Annotated in this window: 15 protein-coding genes and 2 pseudogenes; 6 read left to right on the forward strand and 11 right to left on the reverse strand. The window is 72.1% G+C overall.

Annotation, left to right across the window (positions count from 1 at the left end):
- Positions 1-11 precede the first annotated feature (11 nt).
- The 4 genes from RI578_RS36905 to ligA all read right to left on the reverse strand — a co-directional run bounded on the left by RI578_RS36905 (position 12) and on the right by ligA (position 5,397).
- Complete coding sequence (locus RI578_RS36905) at positions 12-1,004, reverse strand: aldo/keto reductase (RefSeq protein WP_399063256.1); 993 nt, start codon at positions 1,002-1,004, stop codon at positions 12-14.
- Positions 1,005-1,036: 32 nt separating this feature from the next.
- Positions 1,037-1,792 (reverse strand): SDR family oxidoreductase, encoded by a 756-nt coding sequence (locus RI578_RS36910; RefSeq protein ID WP_310875150.1) that lies wholly within the window; start codon positions 1,790-1,792, stop codon positions 1,037-1,039.
- Entirely contained in the window at positions 1,789-3,135 is a 1,347-nt protein-coding gene (locus RI578_RS36915) for an enolase C-terminal domain-like protein (protein ID WP_310875151.1), read from the reverse strand. Before RI578_RS36915 ends, RI578_RS36910 begins: the two co-directional genes overlap by 4 nt.
- Positions 3,136-3,291: 156 nt before the next feature.
- Positions 3,292-5,397: an NAD-dependent DNA ligase LigA gene (gene ligA, locus RI578_RS36920; protein WP_310875152.1), complete on the reverse strand. Its 2,106-nt coding sequence runs from the start codon at positions 5,395-5,397 to the stop codon at positions 3,292-3,294.
- A 153-nt stretch (positions 5,398-5,550) separates the two neighbouring features.
- Between ligA and RI578_RS36925 the strand changes: the two genes are divergently transcribed.
- Entirely contained in the window at positions 5,551-6,759 is a 1,209-nt protein-coding gene (locus RI578_RS36925; RefSeq protein WP_310875962.1) for a Cmx/CmrA family chloramphenicol efflux MFS transporter, read from the forward strand.
- Positions 6,760-6,894: 135 nt separating this feature from the next.
- Here RI578_RS36925 and RI578_RS36930 read toward each other — a convergent pair whose 3' ends face one another.
- Positions 6,895-7,761 carry an SCO6745 family protein gene (locus RI578_RS36930; RefSeq protein ID WP_310875153.1) on the reverse strand — a complete coding sequence of 289 codons (867 nt, stop codon included), beginning with the start codon at positions 7,759-7,761 and terminating at the stop codon, positions 6,895-6,897.
- A gap of 96 nt (positions 7,762-7,857) precedes the next feature.
- Between RI578_RS36930 and RI578_RS36935 the strand changes: the two genes are divergently transcribed.
- Positions 7,858-8,427 carry a TetR/AcrR family transcriptional regulator gene (locus RI578_RS36935; protein ID WP_310875154.1) on the forward strand — a complete coding sequence of 190 codons (570 nt, stop codon included), beginning with the start codon at positions 7,858-7,860 and terminating at the stop codon, positions 8,425-8,427.
- Between the two features lie 65 nt (positions 8,428-8,492).
- Here RI578_RS36935 and RI578_RS36940 read toward each other — a convergent pair.
- Positions 8,493-8,921: pseudogene (locus tag RI578_RS36940) on the reverse strand (helix-turn-helix transcriptional regulator); the annotation flags it as partial.
- On the opposite strand from RI578_RS36940, the pseudogene RI578_RS36945 reads away from it, so the two are divergent.
- Positions 8,888-9,586, forward strand: a pseudogene (locus tag RI578_RS36945) (DNA glycosylase AlkZ-like family protein); the annotation flags it as partial. The pseudogenes RI578_RS36940 and RI578_RS36945 sit on opposite strands and share 34 nt — an antisense overlap.
- A gap of 58 nt (positions 9,587-9,644) precedes the next feature.
- On the opposite strand, the gene RI578_RS36950 reads toward RI578_RS36945, so the two are convergent.
- Entirely contained in the window at positions 9,645-9,944 is a 300-nt protein-coding gene (locus tag RI578_RS36950; protein WP_310875155.1) for a DinB family protein, read from the reverse strand.
- 330 nt (positions 9,945-10,274) lie between these two features.
- On the opposite strand from RI578_RS36950, the gene RI578_RS36955 reads away from it, so the two are divergent.
- Positions 10,275-12,494 carry an MMPL family transporter gene (locus tag RI578_RS36955; protein WP_310875156.1) on the forward strand — a complete coding sequence of 740 codons (2,220 nt, stop codon included), beginning with the start codon at positions 10,275-10,277 and terminating at the stop codon, positions 12,492-12,494.
- Between the two features lie 69 nt (positions 12,495-12,563).
- On the opposite strand, the gene RI578_RS36960 is transcribed toward RI578_RS36955, so the two are convergent.
- Entirely contained in the window at positions 12,564-13,877 is a 1,314-nt protein-coding gene (locus RI578_RS36960; RefSeq protein WP_310875157.1) for an aspartate aminotransferase family protein, read from the reverse strand.
- Positions 13,878-13,973: 96 nt separating this feature from the next.
- Between RI578_RS36960 and RI578_RS36965 the strand changes: the two genes are divergently transcribed.
- Complete coding sequence (locus RI578_RS36965) at positions 13,974-14,903, forward strand: LysR substrate-binding domain-containing protein (protein ID WP_310875158.1); 930 nt, start codon at positions 13,974-13,976, stop codon at positions 14,901-14,903.
- Between the two features lie 38 nt (positions 14,904-14,941).
- On the opposite strand, the gene RI578_RS36970 is transcribed toward RI578_RS36965, so the two are convergent.
- Complete coding sequence (locus RI578_RS36970; RefSeq protein ID WP_310875159.1) at positions 14,942-15,682, reverse strand: TetR/AcrR family transcriptional regulator; 741 nt, start codon at positions 15,680-15,682, stop codon at positions 14,942-14,944.
- Between the two features lie 192 nt (positions 15,683-15,874).
- Here RI578_RS36970 and RI578_RS36975 point away from each other — a divergent pair, with 192 nt between their 5' ends.
- Positions 15,875-18,118, forward strand: a complete 2,244-nt coding sequence (locus RI578_RS36975) for an MMPL family transporter (protein ID WP_310875160.1) — start codon at positions 15,875-15,877, stop codon at positions 18,116-18,118.
- A 107-nt stretch (positions 18,119-18,225) separates the two neighbouring features.
- Here RI578_RS36975 and RI578_RS36980 read toward each other — a convergent pair whose 3' ends face one another.
- Positions 18,226-18,897, reverse strand: coding sequence for a CBS domain-containing protein (locus RI578_RS36980; protein WP_310875161.1), 672 nt, complete (start codon positions 18,895-18,897; stop codon positions 18,226-18,228).
- 96 nt (positions 18,898-18,993) lie between these two features.
- On the reverse strand, positions 18,994-21,057 hold the full coding sequence (locus tag RI578_RS36985; RefSeq protein ID WP_310875162.1) for a SpoIIE family protein phosphatase: 2,064 nt from the start codon (positions 21,055-21,057) through the stop codon (positions 18,994-18,996).
- Between the last annotated feature and the right edge of the window lie 61 nt (positions 21,058-21,118).

Genomic DNA, 21,118 nt, shown 5'->3' on the forward strand with positions numbered 1-21,118 from the left:
GCGGACGAGGCTCAGGACTCGCTCCCGGCCGGCACCGGTACCTCACCGGACAGCAGGTTCCGCGTCCGCAACCCCTCCCACACCGCGTCGGGCAGGGGCCGGTGGAACAGCCCGGTCGCGTCCCGCACCTGGGCGGCCGACCGCGCCCCGACGAGGACGGAGGCGACCGCCGGATGCCCGAAGGGGAAGCGCAGCGCGGCCGCACGCAACGGCACTCCCCACGACTCGGTGACCTCGCGCATCCGCACGGCCCGGCGCAGGAGGTCAGCGGGAGCGGCCGCGTAGTCGTACGTGGCACCCGGCGACGGATCGGCCAGCAGGCCGGAGTTGAACACACCGCCGACGACCACGCTTTTGCCGGCCGCCTCCGCAGCGGGCAGCAGGGCATCCAACGCGCCCTGTTCCAGGAGGGTGTAGCGCCCCGCGCACAGCACGGCGTCGACGTCCGTGTCCTTGAGGAAGCGCGTCAGCATCCGGGTCTGGTTCATTCCCGCGCCGATCGCCCGTACGACCCCTTGCGACCGCAGGTCCTCCAACGCCGGGTAGGCCTCCCGGAACACCTGCTCCTCGTGGTCGTCGGGATCGTGCAGCAGGACCAGGTCGACGCGGTCGAGCCCGAGGCGGGTGAGGCTGTCCTCCAGCGAGCGGCGCACCCCGTCGGCACTGAAGTCCCACCGCCGCCGGTGGGTGGCCGGTACGGCGAAGCCGTGGGCGAGGTCGTCCCCGCCGCCGTCGTGGGGCACCAGTACCCGGCCCACCTTGGTGGACAGGGTGAAGCCGTCCCGCGGCCTGCCCCTGAGAGCCTCGCCCAGTCTGCGTTCCGACAGACCGAGGCCGTAGTGCGGGGCGGTGTCGAAGTAGCGGACGCCCGCCGCCCAGGCGGCGTCCACGGCGGCCGCGGCCTCCTCCTCGCCCACGTCCTGGTAGAGACCGGCGACGGCCGCGGCGCCGAAACCGAGGGCGGTGACGCGGACGTCACTCCGGCCGAGGGCGCGGCTGGGCAGCGGCGGGCACGCACCGCTCGGGTCCGGGCGGGTCACCGCGCCTCCGGCCGCAACCGCAAGCCCTGCATTCCGCCGTCCACGGCGAGCGCGGTGCCCGTGACCGAGGCGGCGGCCGGACTCGCCAGGTACACGATGGCCGCCGCGACTTCCTCGGCCGTGACCAGCCGGCCCATGGGCTGCCGGGCGTCGAGCGCCTCCCGCTCGGCGACCGGGTCCGCCGCCCGGTCGAGGAGGCGGCCGATCCAGGGGGTGTCCGCCGTGCCGGGGTTGACGCAGTTGACGCGGATGCCCTCCCGGAGGTGGTCCGCCGCCATGGCCAGCGTCAGGGACAGCACCGCGCCCTTGCTCGCGCTGTACAGGGCGCGCTGCGGCAGGCCGGCCGTGGCGGCGATCGAGCAGGTGTTGACGACGGCGGCATGCGCGGAGGCCCGCAGGTGGGTCAGTGCCGTGCGGGTGGTGCGGACCATGCCGAGGACGTTCACGTCGAGGACCCGGTGCCACTCGGCGTCGTCGTTGTCCCCGACCGTGCCCACCGCGCCGATGCCGGCGTTGTTGACCAGGATGTCGACGCCGCCCAGGTCTTCGGCGGCGGTGGCGACGGCGGACCGCACGGACGCGTCGTCGGACACGTCCGCGAGGTAACCGCGCAGGGGTTCGCCGACGCGTGACGGGTCGACGTCCAGCACGGCGACGTCGGCGCCGCGGGCGGCCAGCAGGGCGGCGGTGGCCCTGCCGATGCCGGACGCACCGCCGGTCACCAGGGCTTTGAGCCCGGACAGTTCACTCATCGATCCGTACCTTTCCGCCGTTCCGCGAGGCCGGTGGCGTCGCTGACCCAGAAGGAACCGTCCGGATACCGGTGGGCGGCGATCGACGCGGCGTGCATCTCCGAGGAGAAGCCGGGTGTCGTGGGAGCCCTGTAGTGCCCGTTCGCGACGGTGACGGGGTCCTTGAAGTGCTCGTGCAGATGGTCCACGTATTCGATCACGCGGTCCTCGGTCGTCCCACTCAGCGCCACGTAGTCGAACATCGACAGATGGCGCACCAGTTCGCACAGGCCGACGCCGCCGGCGTGCGGGCAGACCGGGACGCCGTACTTGGCGGCGAGGAGCAGGATCGCCAGGTTCTCGTTGACGCCGCCCACCCTTGTCGCGTCGATCTGCAGCACGTCGATCGCCTCGGCCTGCAGGAGTTGCTTGAACACGATGCGGTTGTGGACGTGCTCACCGGTGGCGACCTTGACCGGGGCGACGCCCCTGCGTACGGCCGCGTGCCCGAGGATGTCGTCGGGGCTGGTGGGCTCCTCGACCCAGTACGGGGCCTGGTCGGCCAGTGCGTTGGTCCACTCGACGGCCTCCGCGACGTTCCAGCGCTGATTGGCGTCGACGGCGATCCGGACGTCGGGGCCGACGGCCGCGCGCGCCGCGCGCAGCCTGCGGACGTCGTCGGCGAGATCGGCGCCGACCTTCAGCTTGATCTGCGTGAAGCCGTCGGCGACCGCCTGCTCGGCGAGCCGGACCAGCTTCTCGTCGGAGTACCCGAGCCAGCCGGGGGAGGTGGTGTACGCCGGGTAGCCGTTCGCCAGGAGACGGGCCTCGCGCTCGACGGCACCGGCCTTGCCCCGCCGGAGCAGCGCCACGGCCTCCTCACGGGTGAGGGCGTCCTCGATGTAGCGGAAGTCCACCTGGTCCGCGAGCCATTCCGGTTCGGCGTCGGAGAGCAACTTCCACACCGGTCTGCCCGCCCGCTTGGCCGCCAGGTCCCACACCGCGTTGACCACGGCGCCGATCGCCATGTGCATCACGCCCTTCTCCGGGCCGAGCCAGCGCAGTTGGCTGTCGCCGGTCAGGGCCCGGCCCACCGACCCGGGGTCGGCGCACACCGCTTCGGCGGACAGGCCCAGGACGTGGTCGCGCAGGGCGGCTGTCGCCGCGGCCTGCACGTCGTTGCCGCGCCCGATGGTGAACGTGAAGGCGTGGCCCTCCAGCCCGTCACCCGCGTCGGTCCGCAGGATCACGTACGCGGCCGAGTAGTCGGGGTCGGGGTTCATCGCGTCGGAGCCGTCGAGCTCGCGTGAGGTGGGGAAACGGATGTCGATCACGTCGAGGTCGGTGATGCGCGCCGCTGCCATGGTCGTATCCCCACTGGAGTACCGGAGGGCTGGAATCACATAGGATCATGCCGCCTCTGATGGTGAGGCAGATGCGATCACCTGGTCAAGATGCTTGCCGCTCCTGGCAGATCCCATAGGATTCTTCAGCTGGCGTGGGCCACCACCGTGCTCGGCTCACTCCACGAGACCGGCGACGAGGGTGGCGAACTCGTCGGGGGTGGCGAGTCGGACGCCGAGCTTTTCGGCCTTGGCCCGTTTGGAGCCGGCCCCCTCACCCGCGACGACGAGCGTCGTCTTCTTGGAGACGCTGGAGGACGAGCGCCCGCCGGCCCGCTCGATGAGTTCGTTCATCTCGTTGCGCGAGAGCTTCTCCAGGTTTCCGGTCATCGCGCCGGTGACCACCACCCTCATCCCCGCCAGCGGACCACCCTCCACCGGCGACGCGGCCGCGCCTTCGCCTTCGCCGTCGCCTCGGCCTTCGGCATCGGTACGCGCCTGCGGCGGAGTGGCGCCGGGCTCGGTCATGCCGACGCCGGCGGCGGCGAGTTTGTCGATCAGCGGAGCGAGTTCGGCGACCTCCGCGACGATCGCAGGGGCCTTCTCCGACCCGATGCCCTCGACCTGCCGCATGGCGTCGGCATCGGCGGCGCGGATGTGGTCCATGGTGGCGAAGTGCCGGGCGATGCGCCGGGACATGGACCGGCCGGTACCCCTGACACCGAGCGCGCACAGCACCCGCGACAGCGGCTGCTCCTTGGCCCTGGCGATCGCGGCGAGCAGGTTGTCGGTGCTGGTGTCGCCCATCCGCTCGAGGCCGAGCAACTCCTCGCGCCGGAGGGCGAACAGGTCGGCGAGGTCGGCGACGAGACCGGCCTCGACGAGCTGGACGACGCGGGTGGTGCCCAGGCCCTCGATGTCCAACTGGTCGCGGCCCGCGGCGTAGACGAGGGAGGCGACCAGATGGCAGTTGCGCCCCTGCGCGCAGCGCCAGCGCTCCTCGCTCGTGTCGATGTCCGACCCGCAGCGCGGACACAGCTCGGGAAAGGCGATGGGCCGCTCGTCCCCCGTGCGCAGGTGGGCGACCGGCGCCTCGACGCGGGGGATGACGTCGCCGGCGCGGTGGACCATGACGTGGTCGCCCAGGCGCAGGCCGCGGCGGGTGATGTCGGCCGGGTTGTGCAGGGTCGCGTAGGTGATCGTGGAGCCGTCGATGACGACCGGTTCCAGGACGCCGCGCGGGGCGATGATGGCGGTGCGGCCCACGTTCCACTCCACCTCCAGCAGCCGGGTGATCTTCTCCACGGCCGGCAGCTTGTAGGCGATCGCCCACCGCGGCGCGCGGGAGCCGGATCCGGCGGCCCGCTGGTCGGCGGCCAGGTCGGCCCTGACGACGATCCCGTCGATGCCGAACGGCAGTTCGGCGCGCAGCGCGGCGATCTCCTGGACCCTGGCCACCACCTGCTCCGGCGTCTCGGCGACGACGTCCGGGACCGCGGTCCCCGCGCTGGTGTGCACGCCGAGCCCGGCCGCCATGGACATCAAGTCGCTGTGCGCGAGCTCCACCAGCCGCCCGGCGAGCGCGGCTTCGGTCTCGGGCAGGGGCAGCATGCCGTACCCGAAGAACGTCATGGGGACCGTGTAGGCGCGCTCCTTCGCCCTCAGCGTGCCCGCGGCCGCGTTGCGCGGGTTGGCGAACGGCTGCCCGCCATGACACAGACGCACCTCGTTCGCATGCTCGAACTGGGCCGTCGTCATGAGGATCTCGCCGCGCACCTCCATGGTGACCGGCTCGGACAGCGTCTCGGGCAGCCCCTCGACGGTGCCGATGGCGTGCGAGACGTCCTCGCCGGCCGTGCCGTCACCGCGGGTGATCAGCCGGGTGAGGCGGCCACCGCTGTAGCGGGCGGCGACCGCGAGCCCGTCGAGCTTGGGGCCGACGCCGAACCGCGTGACCTCCCGGCCCAGGCGACGCGCGAGGGACGCCGTCCAGGCGGTGAACTCCTCCGGTGAGAACACGTTGTCGAGGCTGAGCATCGGCACCGTGTGCGGCACATCGCCCTCGGCCGCGCCGCCGGCGACCTTCCCGGTAGGGGAGTCCGGCAGCACGTCGTCGGGGTGCTCGGCCTCCCACGCCGCTATGCCTCTCGCCAGCCGGTCGTAGGTGTCGTCGTCCAGTGGCGAGGAGCCGCCCGCGTAGTAGGCGGCGGCGGCACGCGCGGCGTCCTGCACGGCCTGCGCGTAGGCGGCGGCGTCAACGATCACTGCTGCGGAAGTCGTCATGAGTGGCATCCTGCCTCCCACCACTGACAATGGGCCCGGCCACCACGGCCCCGCCGCATCGTGAGACGGCACCCGCGTGCGGGAATGGCGGGATCAAGGGCGTCGTTGACACCTGTCATGCCCGACTCTTCCGCACGGCCCCCGGCATCCCGCATGCCGCTCGCCGTATACATCCTCGGCCTGTCCGTATTCGCCCTCGGCACGAGCGAGTTCATGCTCTCCGGGCTGCTGCCGCCCATCGCCGACGACATGGACGTGTCGATACCCCAAGCCGGGCTGCTGATATCGGCCTTCGCGATCGGCATGGTGGTCGGCGCGCCCCTGCTCGCGGTCGCGACCCTGCGGCTGCCACGGAAGATCACGCTGGTCGCGCTGATCTCGGTGTTCGGCCTCGGCCAGGTCGCGGGTGCGCTGGCGACGACGTACGAGATCCTCTTCGTCTCGCGTGTCGTGAGCGCGCTGGCGTGCGCCGGATTCTGGGCGGTGGGCGCCGCCGTCGCCATCGCCATGGTGCCGAAGACCTCACGGGCCCGGGCGATGGCCGTGATGATCGGCGGCCTGTCGATCGCCAACGTCCTCGGTGTCCCGGTGGGCGCCTTCCTCGGTGAGCACCTGGGCTGGCGGTCCGCGTTCTGGGCGGTGGGCGCGGCGTCCGCCGTCGCGCTCGTGGGTGTGGTGACCCTGATCCCGCACATCCCCCTGCCCGAGCAGCGGCCCCGGCTCAAGGGTGAGCTGGCGATCTACCGCGACCGCCAGGTGTGGCTGTCCGTCGTGGTGACCGCACTCGCCGCGGGCGGCGTGTTCTGTGCCTTCTCGTATCTCGCGCCGCTGCTCACCGACGTGGCCGGGCTGGCGGACGGCTGGGTGCCGACCGTGCTGGCCCTGTTCGGGCTCGGCGCGCTGATCGGCACGACGATCGGCGGCCGGATCGCAGATGCCCACCTGTTCGGCGTGCTGCTCTCCGGCATCACCGCCTCGACCGTGCTGCTGGCCGCGCTGGCGCTGTTCGCGTCGAGCCCCGCCGTCGTGATCGCCCTCTCCCTGCTCCTCGGCGTCTCCGCCTTCTACACGGCACCGGCGCTCAACGCCCGCATGTTCAACGTCGCGGGCGCCGCGCCCACCCTCGCCGGCGCCACGACGACCGCCGCGTTCAACCTTGGCAACACCGGCGGCCCCTGGCTCGGCGGCACGGTCATCGACGCGGGCCTCGGCTACGCCGCCACCGCCTGGGCGGGCGCGGCGATGACCCTGGTCGCGATCGCCTTCGTCGTCGCCTCGCTGCGGTTGCACAGCCGGTCGCGCATCGTGATGGGGGGCATGGCCGCGGAGCCCGTGGGCGCGGAGCAGACCCAGCGGGTGTGACGCCTACCGGAACGCGGGGGGCGTTCCGTATGATCATCGGCAAGGCGGGGTCGTAGCACAGAGGTAGTGCGCCGCGACATCATCTCGGAGGACGCCGGTTCGAATCCGGCCGCCCCGCCCCTTCTCGCCGCCCGGTCAGACCTTGCCGATGCCGAGGGTGTTCTCGCGGGGCAGCAAGCCGGAGCCCAGCACGTCCAGCCAGACCGGGCCGAGGAGTTCGGCGAGCCGCGTGGTGTCCTCGTCACCGAGCGCCCGCCAGGGAGCGGCGGCCAGTTCGTCGGTACGGCGCTCGACCTCGGCGCGCAGGGCGCGGCCCGCGTCGGTCGCGGTGCCGTCCGCCTCCAGCAGGCCGCGCACGGAGAGTCGTTCGCGGGCCGCCGCCCACTCGTGCTCGCTCCAGCCGCGGCTCGCGAAGACGCCGGCCGGCGCCGCGCCGATCGCCGCGAAGGACACCAGCGCCTCCACGGGGTCGAGGCCCGCGGTCAGAAGAGCGGCGAGATGACCGTCGCCGCGGTGCTCGCGCAGGATCGTCGCGGCCTGCCACAGCACGAGATGCGGCTCCCGGGGCCAGGGCAGGCCGGCATTGGCGGCGGCGAGCGGCCGGCCTCCGGTGGGCGCGGCCTCCGCCGCCCGGCGGGCGAGCGCGGCGGCCTCGGAGAGATCGGGACTGCCCGTCCGGTCCCCGATGAGCGCGGTGTACGCCCGGTCGACGCCGCGCGCCCGGGCGGCGAGCACCTTGTCCGGTGCGGCGACGTCCCAGGCGGCCGGGATGTGCTCGGCCACCATGCGCGGGCTGAAGCTGTAGAACGCCGATGCCACCAGACGGGTCTCCGGCGCCCCGAGCGGCGCCGCCCGCAAGGGGAAGTAACTCGGCCAGCGCTCGTCGGTGTCGTAACCGAGCGCCCGGATCTCCTCCAAGACCTCCGGCGCGTAGTAGACGACGGCGTGCAGCGGCTCCAGCAGGTGCCACATCTGCCGCACGCGTCCGTGGTCGATACCCATGGCGTCCTCGTTCCGCGAGTCCCATATCTTGGCACCGACTAGATTGTCGGTCGACGTACGGTCTTGTCAATGACTAGATTGCGCTAGCCTGCTCTCATGACCGCCGAACGCGCCTACCACCACGGAGACCTGCGACGGGCCGTGCTCACCGCGGCCCTCGACGTCATCGCCACCGAAGGACCGGCCGCCCTGTCCCTGCGGGACCTGGCCCGCCGGGCGGGCGTCTCCCACGCCGCGCCCGCACATCACTTCAAGGACCGCGCGGGCCTTCTCACGGCCATCGCGGCCGAGGGGCACGGCCTTCTGGCCGCCGCACTCGGCGAGGCGGAAGACCTGCGTGACCTGGGGGTCCGGTACGTGCGCTTCGCCACCGCGCACCCGGCGCACTTCCAGGTCATGTTCCGGCCGGAACTGCTGCGCACGGACGACCCGGAGCTCCTCGCCGCGCGCGAGCGGACGCGGACCCGGCTTCGCGCGGCCGTGGAGGGCCACGGCGACGATCCGGCCCTCGGTTTCATGGCGGCCTGGTCGATGGCCCACGGCTTCGTGACGCTGCTGCTCTCCCGCAACCTCGACGGACTGCTGAGCGGGAGCGACCCCGAGGAGACCTTCCGGGCGCTGGCGGGCGCCATGGTCCGGCCGGCCGGGAACCCCGCGTCGGGCTGAACCGTACGGCGCCCGTTCACGGCGCTCGACGGTCGGGTGGGAGCGCCCTCCGTCGGCGTAGGAAGTGCGCTGGGTGTACTCCTCGCGGCGTCGGCGCAACGCTGTGCCAGGCGGGCGAAGGCCTCCTTGAGCGCGGGCGGGCCGATGACCTCGATGTCGGTGTCGAAGGCGCCGATGGTGGCGGCGAGGGCCGGCCACGACCAGGAACCCAGGGTGAGCCGACAGCGGTCCGGGCCGAGTTCCTCGACGGTTCCGGCGGGGGCGTAGGGGGACACGGTGGCGGCGGACAGGTGGAGGACGACCTCCCCGCGGCAGGGCCATTCGGGGGAGTGGTCGGAGCCGCGGAACCCGCCGGTCACGAAGGCGGCCACATCTCCTCCGGGCAGCTCCCGCGGCGTGGAACGGGGCCCGGTGGGAGCGCGCGGGGTGATCCGGTCGGCGCGGAAGACGCGCCAGTCGTCCCGGTCGAGGTCCCAGGCGACGAGATACCAGCGTCACGGCGCGGGCGACGGCGGCGGACTGCCGCTGCACGGCTGTCGCGCTGATCCCGATGGTGCAGCTGCCACCGCGCGGGCTGTGGCGCAGCAGGGCCGGTGTGCGCAACGCCCCGCTCTCCTCATGGCTGGGCCGCGAGATCGACCCGCCGGCCCCTCACGGCTCCGATCCGGTCGGCGAAGCCCTGGTACGGCGCTATCTCGCCGCGTTCGGACCCGCCGCATCGGCGGACCTGCGCGCCTGGTGCGGCCTCGCCGGACTGCCCGCCGCGGTCGCCGCGGTACGCGGGGAACTGGTCGCCTTCCGGGACGAGCGCGGCCGGGAACTGCTGGACCTGGCGGACGCGCCGCGCCCCGATCCCGACAGCCCCGCCCCGCTGCGGTTCCTGCCGGCGTTCGACAACGCGATCCTCGGCTACCACGACCGGAGCCGGATCATCGACGACGCCCACCGGGGCCTGTCGGTCGCCGGCGCTTGTGTCGTCCTGGTCGACGGCCGGGTCGCCGCGACCTGGACTGTCGAGGCCGGCACGGTGACCGTCACACCGCTGCGCCGCCTCTCCCGGGCCGACCGCACCGCCGTCGCCGAGGAGGGGCGGGCGCTGGCGTCCTTCCTCTCCGACCGGGACAGCGACCGGGTCCGCCTCGCCGCGTCGACCGGCTGAGTGTCGCACCGGACGGCGGTCCGGCCACGACGGCGGACGTACCGCCACGGCGCCATGGTCAGCGAGGGGCGTTCCGGGCTCCCCGCAGGATGCGCAGGAGCCCGATCTCCGCGACGTTCTTGGTCAGTTCGACGTTGACCCAGCCGGCCACGTCCGCCAGGGACATGCCCTCGCCCCAGGGCAGGGTGACGGTCCTGTCAGTGGAGTCCGGCTCGGCGTCGGTGAGGTCGCCCAGCCGCGCCCGCCACTGCCCGTGCAGTCCGCGCAGCCAGTCCACGGCGCCCTCCGCGGTGCCCGGCCAGAAGAGCAGTCGCGGAGCATGGCCGTCCACCAGTAGCCGATGTGCCAGGTGACCCATCCGATGGTGAGCGCCGGCACCGGGTCGGGCTCGGGCACCTGGACGTCGGCGACCCCGTACTCAGCGGAGTCACCCCCTCCCTGGTGGTGCGCGCGGCATCGGCTGCCCGCGGCAACGAAGTGCGGCGTACACCCATCGCCGCGATCTACACCCGGGGGAGAGGAGCACGGGGTCGCACTACACCCGATGCAGTACGTCAGTCCAGCCCCAGGGTCGGATCAAATGCGGGAGACGCCGGGCGAGCATGGAACCGTACCCCGGTCAGCGTCTCTGCCTTCCCCCCATGTGCCGGGTCTTCGTCCTGCCCGACATCCGACGGATTGGTCCCAGGTGGCTACGTTCCTCTACCGACTCGGCCGACGCGCGTTCCGGCGCCGCGGCCTCGTCGCCCTGCTCTGGGTGGCCATACTCGTGGGCGCCGGCGTCGCCGCGTCCACGGCGCCCGCCCCGCCCGAAGACTCCTTCTCGATGCCCGGCACCGAGTCCCAGAAGGCATTCGACCTCCTCGACGAGCGCTTCCCGGCCGCCAGTGCCGAGGGCGCCACCGCACGCGTCGTGATCCGCGCCCCCGACGGCGGGAAGATATCGGACCCGGCCGGCAAGGCCAAGGTCGAGGAGCTGGTCACGGCCCTCGGCGACGGCCCGCAGGTCGCCTCGGTCGCCGACCCGTTCAAGGCGGACGCCGTCAGCGAGGACGGTACGACCGCGTACGCCTCGGTGACGTACAAGGTCAACGCCATGGAGCTGACCGACCAGGCACGTGACTCGCTCACCGCCGCCACCGACGACGCGCGCGGCGACGGCTTCACCGTCGAGACCGGCGGCGACGCGGTCATGGCCGAGCAGGAGATGGGCGGCACCGCCGAGTTGATCGGCATCGGTGTCGCCGCGATCGTCCTCCTGCTGACCTTCGGCTCGCTCGTCGCGGCCGGCATGCCGCTACTCTCGGCGATCATCGGTGTCGGCATCGGCATCTCCGCCATCGGGGCGCTCGGCAGCACGCTCGAACTCTCCGCGACGACCTCGACCCTCGCCATGATGATCGGCCTCGCGGTCGCCATCGACTACGCCCTGTTCATCGTCTCCCGCTACCGCGCGGAGATCGCCGAGGGACGCACCCCGGAGGATGCCGCCGGACGCGCGACCGGCACCGCCGGCTCCGCCGTCGTCTTCGCCGGACTCACCGTCATCGTGGCCCTGGCCGGCCTCGCGGTGGTCAACATCCCGATCCTCACCAAGATGGGCCTGGCCGCAGCGGCCACGGTCGGCATCGCCGTGCTGATCGCGCTCACCCTCACCCCGGCGCTGCTCGGCTTCGCCGGCAAGAAGGCGCTCAGCCGCAAGGACCGCAAGGCGCCCGCCGGACAGCGGGCCGCGTCCGCCAAGCCGAAGCTCGGCACCCGCTGGGCGCAGTTCGTGCTGCGGCGTCCGGTGACCGTGCTGCTGACCGCGGTGCTCGGCCTCGGCGCCGTCGCCGTGCCGGCCGCGAGCATGGAGCTGGGCCTGCCCGACGAGGGCAGCTCCGCGCCCGAGACCACGCAGCGCAAGGCCTACGACATGCTGTCCGAGTCCTTCGGCGCCGGGTTCAACGGCCCGCTGATGGTCACCATCGACACCCGGGGCGCGGACGACGCGAAGGCCGCCGCCGACACCGTCGGCAAGGAGATCACCGGCCTGGGCGAGGCCGCCGCCGTCACCCCGGCCAACTTCAACGAGGCGGGCGACACCGCCCTCCTCACGGTCGTGCCCAAGACGGGGCCGAGCGAGGCGGACACCGAGTCGCTGGTGAAGGACATTCGCTCGCTGTCCGGCGACATCAAGGCCGAGACCGGCGCGACCATGCTGGTCACCGGCGCGACCGCGATGACCATCGACTTCTCGCAGACCCTGGACGACGCGCTCATCCCGTACCTGGCCCTGGTCGTCGGCCTCGCCTTCCTGCTCCTGATGCTGGTCTTCCGCTCGATCCTCGTCCCGCTGAAGGCGGCCCTCGGCTTCCTGCTCTCGGTGGCCGCGGCGCTCGGCGCGGTGGTCGCGGTCTTCCAGTGGGGCTGGCTCGCCGACCTCTTCGGTGTGGCCCAGCCGGGCCCGATCATGTCGATGATGCCCATCTTCATGATCGGCGTGGTCTTCGGCCTGGCCATGGACTACGAGGTCTTCCTGGTGACGCGCATGCGTGAGGCCTACGTCCACGGATCGTCCGCCGCCGAGTCCGTCACCACGGGCTTCACCCACGGCGGCCGGGTCGTCGCGGCGGCCGCGATCATCATGATCAGTGTCTTCTCCGGCTTCATCATGGAGGACGACAACATGATCAAGATGATGGGCTTCGGCCTCGCGATCGCCGTCCTCTTCGACGCCTTCGTGGTCCGCATGGCCATCGTGCCCGCCGTGCTGGCCCTGCTCGGCACCAAGGCGTGGTGGCTGCCCAAGTGGCTGGACCGCCTGCTGCCGAACGTCGACGTGGAGGGCGAGAAGCTCCACAAGGAGCTCGGTGACACCACCGCGCCCCCGGAGCCTGCCCGCGAGCCGGAGACGGCCGGCGTCTGACACCCACGCGTACGGCCCCGGTGACCTGGACCTCCAGGCCACCGGGGCCTTCGCACGGGCGCGGAGTCCTCAGAGGTCCCGGGCCGCGTCGGTCAGCGCCTCGTCGAGGACGGCGACGCCCCGGGCGATCTCGTCGTCGCTCGCGGTCAGCGGGGGCGCGATGCGGAAGATGCCCCCCATGCCGGGCAGCTGGACGATGTTCATGTGCAGCCCCAGGTCGAAGCAGCGCCGGGTGACGGCCGCGCCGAGGCGGTCGGCGCCCCCGTCGCCCAGGACCTGGTCCCCGACCAGTTCCACGCCCAGGAGCAGTCCCCGGCCGCGGACGTCTCCGACGACGTCGTGGCGGGCGGCGAGCTTGTCCAGATGACCGCGCAGGGTCGTGCCGAGCCGGCGCGCACGCTCGTCGAGACGGTCGCGGACCAGGATGTCGAGGACGGTGTTGCCCACGGCGGCCGGCAGCGGGTCGTTGACGTGGGTGGTGAAGAAGAGGAACCCCCGGTCGTGGGCCTGCTGCTCGATCTCCGCGCTGGTCAGTACGGCGGCCAGCGGCAGCCCCGCGCCGAGCGTCTTGGACAGCGTGAGGATGTCGGGGACGACCCCCTCGTGCTGGAAGGCGTACCAGTCGCCGGTGCGGCACAGCCCGGTCTGGGCCTCGTCGAGGATCAGCAGCATGCCGCGCTCCCGGCACTTGCGCGCCAGGGCCGCGAGGTAGCCCGGCGGCAGTTCGACGACTCCGCCGGAGCTGAGGATCGGCTCGACCAGGCACGCGGCCAGGCTGCCGACCGACTGGGCGTCGATCAGCTCGAAGCCCATGTCCAGCTGGCGACGCCAGTCGAGCTCGCCGTCGGAGTCGACGACGGCGGGGCGGAAGCGGTCCGGCACCGGAAGCGCGAAGTTGCCCGGCGCGGCGGGGCCGTAGCCCTTGCGGCCCGCACTGTAGGTGGCGTTCGCGGCGGCCTGGGTCATGCCGTGCCAGGACCGGGCGAAGGAGACTATCTCGTGGCGGCCGGTGACGAGCTTCGCCATCCTCACCGCGGCCTCGTTCGCCTCCGCCCCGGTGGTCAGGAGCAGCGCCTTGTCCAGAGAGTCGGGCAGGGTGCCGGCCAGCCGGCGTGCGAGCTCGACGACCGGACGGCTCAGCATGCCGCTGTGGAGGTGATCGAGGTGCGCGACCTGCTCACGCACCGTCGAGACGATCGCCGGGTGGGAGTGCCCGAGGATCGCGCTCATCTGACCGGAGGTGAAGTCGAGCAGCTCACGGCCGCTCTCGGTGAACACCGACGTGCCCGCGGCGCGGGTGATGACCTCCGGCGAGAAGGGTGCGTGGCCGGAGTAGCGGATGAGGTGGCGCTCTGGGTCGGCGAAGGCTGTCTCGGAAGGCATGCGACCGACGTTAGAGACGCGCCGCTGCGCGTGTCCATCGCACAGATTCGATGCTGCTGTTCGGCAAAGTCGGACAGGGCTCCGTACAATCGAGGCGTGCTCAACTCGGGACGGCTGCGGCTGCTCAGCCTGCTGGACACTCTCGGTACGGTCCGCGCGGTCGCCGAAACGCTGCATCTGAGCGCGTCGACGGTCTCCCAGCAACTGGCGGTGCTGGAGACGGAGACCCGGTGCCGGCTGATCGAGCGGACCGGGCGGCGGGTGCGGCTGACCCCGGCCGGTCTCGTGCTGGCCCGCCGGGGCCGGGAGATCCTGGACCGGATGGCCGAGGCCGAGGCCGAACTGCGCGCGCTGAACGACGAGCCCATCGGCACCGTCCGGCTCGGGGTGTTCCAGAGCGCGATCTACACCCTCGCGGTCCCGGCGGCGACGCGCCTGGCCACCACCCACCCGCACCTGCACGTCGAGCTGGTCGAGATGGAGCCGCACGAGAGCGGACCCGCACTGCGCTCGGGGGAGGCGGACGTCATCGTCACCACCACCGACTACGCGGGCCTCTCGTGGGGTGCGGACCTCGAGATCACGTCATTGGGGACCGATTCGGTCGTGTTGGTGCTGCCGCGTGGCCATCCGCTCGCCTCCCGCACGGCGGTGAACCTCGCGGCCTGCAAGGAGGAGACCTGGGCCTGTGACCGACCGCAGTCGTACATGGCGGACCTGACCGTGCGGCTGTGCCGCGAGTCGGGGTTCGAACCCCGGGTGGCATGCCGGTTCAGCAACTACCTGATGCTGCTGCGACACGTGGAGTCGGCCGGGTCGATCGCCCTGCTGCCCGCCCTGGCCGTCACGCCGGACCACGCCGTCGTCACCCGGGAGCTCAGCCCACCGGTGCACCGCAACGTCGCCGTCGTGGTGCGGCGCGGCACCCCGCAGCGCGCCGCGGTGAACACGGTCATCGCCGCGCTGCGCGAGCACCCGGAGATCCCGGCACTGGCCGAACCCCGTGACGACGCCCCGAAACCGTGAAGCCTGTCGGCATGAGCAAACCCGGCGCACGCCGTCCCTCAGTCCGCGGCAGGCCGGGAGATCCGGCTGTGGATGTCATCGAGCATGATCCGGACCGACGTGCGGAAGATCTCGGCCTGATGTTCGCCCAGGAAAGAGGTGTGCCCGAACACCTCGAGGACGACGAGGCCGTGCAGGTGCCCCCACGCGCTCAGGAAGAGGCAGACCGCAGGCGGCGGTAGGTCTCCCTGCCCGTTCGCGGGCAGGCGTTCCAGATGCTCCCGGAGCGGGGACGAGAGCGCGGGTATGTCGGCCGCGGCGAGTTGTGCCGTGGTGAACCCGCGGAACAGCTCACGCTGGAAGATCGCGCCCATCCGGCGCACCGCCTGGGTGGTCGGGCCCTCGGCGGGCGCCGCGTAGTACCGCAGTGGTGTGCCGTAGAGGAGCTGGAAGCGCTCGGGGTGCGCGATGCCCCAGCCGCGGTAGGCCTCCGCCACCGTCACCAGGCGCGGTGTGGACGGGTCGTCCACCGCGGTGTCGACGGCTGCCTGCAACGCTTCGGCCAAGTCCTCGTAGGCCTTGGTGATGAGGGCCGTGACGAGGGCGTCGCGGTTCGGGAAGTAGTGATAGAGCGCCTGCACGGTCATGCCCAGACTGCGGGCGACCGCGCGAAGTGACAGGGCCGAGGGCCCGTGCTCCCCGATGTGGTGCTCCGCAGCGTCCACGATCTCCCGGGCCGCGGCGGTCCGACGCCGCTCGCGCAAGGAGCCTGGAGCCGGCGGGTGTTCGTCTGAGGGCATGCGGTGAGCGTACGGGCGCGAGACCTGACGGGATATCAAAAACCGAACAGTGTTAGGTAAATCTCACACTGCCAAATCTTCCACCGTCTCTCTAACGTCGTCTCGCGGCGACGAAGTGCTGTGCCGGCCCCGAAAGGGCAACTCCGGTCGCTTCCCGTCGACTTCACCGCAAGGACACAAAGGAGAACGTGCGTGTTTGAACGCATAGCCGAACTGGCGATCCGCCGGTCCCGGCTGGTACTCGTGGTCGCCGTCGTGGCCGTGGCCCTCATGGGCGCCGTCGGGGCCGGCGCGTTCGGCAAGTTGAAGGGGGGCGGCTACGACGACCCGGCCTCCCAGTCCACCCGAGCCGGTGAGGCCATCGAGGAGAAGTTCGGCGGGGAGACGAACCTGGTCCTGCTGGTCCGTGCCCCCGAAGGCCGCATCGACGCGCCGGACGCCGCGCGGAGCGGCCGTGCCCTGGCGGCCGACCTCAGAAAGGAGGCGGACCTCGAGAACGTGATCTCGTACTGGGACGCGGACAACGCCGCCCTGCGCTCCGAGGACGGCCGCGACGCCCTGGTGCTCGCCCACGTGAAGGGCGACGAGACAGAGCAGAGGGAGAACGCCAAGAGCGTCATCGACGCGTACTCGGGAGCGTACGAGGGCGGACTCGACGTCCGGGCCGGAGGCGGCGCGGCCGTCGGCAACGACCTGGAGACGCAGACGCCCAAGGACCTCCTGCTGGCCGAGGCCATCGCCGTACCGCTGACCCTCGTACTGCTCCTGGTCGTCTTCGGCAGCGTGGTCGCGGCCCTGCTGCCGCTGATCATCGGGATCTTCGCCATCGCGGGAACGTTCGCCGAACTCGCCCTCCTGGGAGGCGTCACCGACGTCTCCGTCTCCGCGACCAACCTGACCACGGCCCTGGGACTCGGACTGGGCATCGACTACGCCCTGTTGATGATCAGCCGGTTCCGGGAACAACTCGCGACCGGATCGACCGTGGACGACGCCGTCCGTCACACGGTACGCACCGCGGGCCGTACGGTCGCCTTCTCCGCCGCGACCGTGGCCGTCGCGCTCGCGGCGCTCCTGGTGTTCCCGCAGTACTTCCTCCGCTCGTTCGGCTACGCCGGCGTCGGTGTCGTCGTCATCGCCGCCACCGGCACCCTGTTCGTGATGCCGGCCCTGTTCGTCGTCCTGGGCCACCGGGTCAACAGCGGACGGCTGCCGTGGGCGAAGCGGTCACGCACCGGCGCCCGGGCGCCCCTGTGGGGACGCCTGGCCCGCACCGTCATGCGGCGGCCCGTGCTCACCGCCCTGCCCGTACTCGCGGTACTACTGGTGGCGGCGAGCCCACTGCTGGGCATCACCCTCGGCACGCCGGACGAACGCGTACTGCCCGAGGGCGCCGAGAGCCGCCAGGTGGCCTCGGTGCTGCGGGACAAGTTCGCCGGCAACGACGACGCGGCCCTCCACGTCGTCATCGACGAGTCCGTGGGCCGGGAGCCGCTCGGCTTCTACGCCGCCGAACTCTCCGCCCTCGACGGCGTCGTCCGCGTCGAGGCGGGCACGGGGACCTACGCCGGCGGACGCGCCACGGCGGACGGCCCCGGCAACGCCGCCCTCAGCCGTCCCGACGCGCAGCGCGTCACCGTGGTGAGCGGCCTGACACCGAAGTCGGACGAGGCCCAGAGCCTGGTGAAGGAGGTGAGAGCGGTCGCGGGGCCCGCGGGGACGGAGCCCCTGGTGGGCGGAGCCGACGCCCAACTGGTCGACTCCAAGGACTCCATCAGCGGCCGGCTCCCCCTCGCCCTGGGGCTGGTCGCCCTCACCACCTTCCTCCTGCTCTTCCTCTTCACCGGCAGCGTCGTGCAGCCGCTGCGCGCGCTGGTCCTCAACATGATCAGTCTCGGGGCGACGCTCGGCGTCATGACCTGGATCTTCCAGGACGGCAACCTCTCCTCCCTGCTCGGTGTCACACCGCAGCCGATGGAGGCGTCGATGACCGTGCTGATGTTCTGCATCGCCTTCGGTCTCTCGATGGACTACGAGGTGTTCGTCACCAGCCGGATCAAGGAACTCCACGATCTGGGAGAGGACAACGAGTCCGCCGTGGTCGACGGCCTCGGCCACACCGGACGCATCGTCACCGCGGCGGCCTGCCTGCTCGCCGTGAGTTTCTTCGCCTTCGGGACCGCCAAGATCAGCTTCATGCAGATGTTCGGCCTGGGCAGCGGGCTGGCCATCCTCATCGACGCGGTCGCCGTCCGCGGCGTACTCGTGCCCGCCGCCATGCGACTGCTCGGCCGCTCGGCCTGGTACGCGCCCGGCTTCCTGCGGAAGTTCCACGGCCGGTTCGGACTCAGCGAGGGCGGGCCCGCGCCCGCCCCGGCCGCGGTGCCGGAGCCCTCGGCGAAGGCATCCCAAGTGAAGGACTCGACCGGGGTCTGACCACACCCGGTCCGCCCGCCCGGTCCCGCCCGCCCGTGCCCGCCTCCCCCCCGGAGGCGGGCACGGGCGGGCGCGTCGGCGGCCGCACGAGGGAGCCGCGCGACCGGTCAGCGGCCGACGGAGGCCGAGCCCTCGGCGCCGGCCTCTCCCGCCGGTCTGAACTCCACGGCGACGACACCGTCGACGCGCCGGCAGAGCTCTTCCAGCACGGAAACGGACACCTCGCCCGGGAGCCGGCCGCTGAGGACGACATGGCCGTGGGTCACATCCACCTGCATCGACGAGGGAGCCAGTCCGAGGGACCCGACCAGCGCCTCCTCGATGATCTCGGTGCGGATCGCCCGGTCCTTGCGGAGGAAGACCCGCAGCAGGTCGCTTCTGCTGACGACTCCGATCAGCCGCCCTCCCTCGTCGACGACCAGGAGCCGCTTGATGCCGTGCCGGGCCATCACCCGGGCGGCGTCCACGACGCTCCAGCTCTCCCGCGCGCAGACCGCGGGCGAGGTCATGAGCCCGGCGGCGTCCGTGGCGGACGCCTTGCCTCCGGCCGGCCGGGGCCCCTCCCCGTCCTCCGGAGAACGGTCGTGGTCTCCGCCCCACATCTTCTGCAGGAGGTCCGCCTCGGACACCACTCCCACCGGACGGTTCTCCTCGTCCACGACGGGCACCGCTGTGATGTCGTACTCCTGCAGCAGGTGGGCGATCTCCTTGAACGGTGTGCCGCGCTGGACGCGGACCACGGCGTCGCTCATCAGATCGCACACCTTCTGGTGCTTCATCGAGGTTCTTCTCCTCCGCTGCCGGCCTGTGCCGGCCGGCGTCAGTCCTACTTGCCTGTGTAAAACGATCTGCTGGTCACGGGAGTGCCCCATGCGTCATGCACGGGTACTGAGGAGGAGCAGGGCGATGTCGTCGCCGGGGCTGGGCGCGTGCCGGATGAGGGTGTCGGCCATCGCGTCGAGGTCGGTGGGATCGGCCTGTTCGAGAAGCCCGGCGAGGGCCGCGGTGGCGTCGTCGAGGTCGACTCCGGGGGCTTCGACGAGTCCGTCGGTGTAGAGGGCGAGCACGCTGCCGGGCGGCAGGTCGCATTCCAGCACCGAGTACTGGGCGTCCGGCTCGATGCCGAGCAGGAGGCCGGGCGGCACCTGGAGGAGTTCGATGCGTCCGTCGGCATGGCGCACCAGCGGCGGCGGGTGACCGGCGGAGGACAGACAGACCCGGTGCGTGGCGAGGTCGAGGTGGACGTAGACACAGCTGGTGAACAGGCCGGGGTCCAGGTCGGTGAGCAGGCGGTTGGTGCGGGCCAGGACGTCGTCGGGGGTCGCCCCCACGGTGGCGTGGGCGTGCACGGCGGTGCGGACCTGCCCCATCAGCGCGGCGGCGTCCACGTTGTGGCCCTGTACGTCGCCGATGGTGGCGCTGGCCGTGTGCTCGTCGAGACGGATGAGGTCGTAGAAGTCACCGCCGATCCCCAGGCCCCGGGCCGCCGGCAAGTAGCGGGCGGCGACCCGCAGGCCGGGCACGTGGGGCAGGGTGTGCGGGAGCAGGGCGGACTGCAGGCGGTGTGCGAGGTGGTGTTTGGCGTCGTAGAGACGGGCACGGTCCAGGGCCTGCCCGACCAGGCCGGCCAGTGAGGTGAGCGCGGCCCGTTCGCCGGGCGGGAAGACGTGCGGCCGTTTGTAGGCGAGGAGGAGGGAGCCGATCGGCCGACCGGACGCGATCAACGGCAGGACCGCCCACGCGGCCATGCCGTCCTCGTGCACGGTGGTGGGGTAGGCGTGCCGCAGCTCGGCGAAGGACGCGAAGAAGTCCGGGACACCGCGGGCCAGGACGTTGGCGCCGGGGATGTCCGAGCTGAGCGGAACGGCGTCGAAGCGGTCCATGAGTTCGGCGGAGTAGCCGCGGTGGCCGAGGATCTTCAGGCGGCCGCCCTCGGCGGTCATCAACACCATGGCCTGCGCACCCAGAGCGGGCAGCAACTGGTCGGCGGTCTGCTCGACCACGTCCTGCACACCGACGGCCTCGGTCAGGGTGGAGGCCAGGTGCATCAGGTGGTACAGAACGGTGGCGCGGCTGGGGCCCGCGGTCGGCACGGACGGTGACGGGGGAATGTCCTCGGCCGGGCCGCCGGGGGTGATGCGGACGCTGATACCGGTGGCGTCCGGGTACAGCTCGAAGGCCAGCCAGGTGTCCGGGGGACGCAGGACGCTGAATTTTTGCGGCCGGCGGCTGACCAGCGCGGCCCGGTAACGGTCCTCCACATGGGGTACGTCCATCCACGGCAGCGCCTCCCACGGCAGGGCACCCACCAGGTCGGTTCGATCGGCACCGACCAGGTCGGCCCCGGCCGGGGTGATGAACGTGATGCGTCCGTGCATGTCCAGCGCGCAGGACCCGCCCGGCAGGCGGTCGACGAAGGCCGACACCGCGGTCGCCTCGGCGGGGGAGGGAGTGCGCCCGGCCGGCGGAGGCAGGGTCCGTGGCCGGTCCGCGGGCAGCAGCGGGTCGCCGCGGTCCGCCGCCTGCTGCAGGATCCCGCCCAGGTGGCGACAGCCCTCCTGGATGACGTCGCGCTCCTCGGGGCTCAGCCGCTCCGGATGGGTCCCGGACCACAGCAGCACCAGTCCGCCCCGGACGGTGGTGCCCGAAGCGAGCGGGGTGGCCGCCAGTGCGAAGTCGTACGGCAGGACCAGCGCCGGCCGCGGATACCGGCGGGCCATCTCCTCCCGGCCGCCGACCCATACGAGGCGCCGCTCGCGGACGGCGTCCGCCACCGGCATCGGATCGGTCAGCGCGACGCGCCGCCACGGAGCGGCGATCTCCTGGGGAACGCCCGCCACCAGGATCTGCCACAGGGCGTTGTCGCCCGGCGGCAGCACGTACAACAGCCCTCCGAACGCACCGCTCTCCCGTACTACGGCGGCCATCGCGGCGTCCATCAGAACTCCGGCTCCGGCAGGGCTGCTCGACGCCGACCACACCGAGCATCACGCATATGAG

Source organism: Streptomyces sp. BB1-1-1 (genome assembly GCF_031597775.1).
Classification (GTDB): Bacteria; Actinomycetota; Actinomycetes; order Streptomycetales; family Streptomycetaceae; genus Streptomyces; species Streptomyces thinghirensis.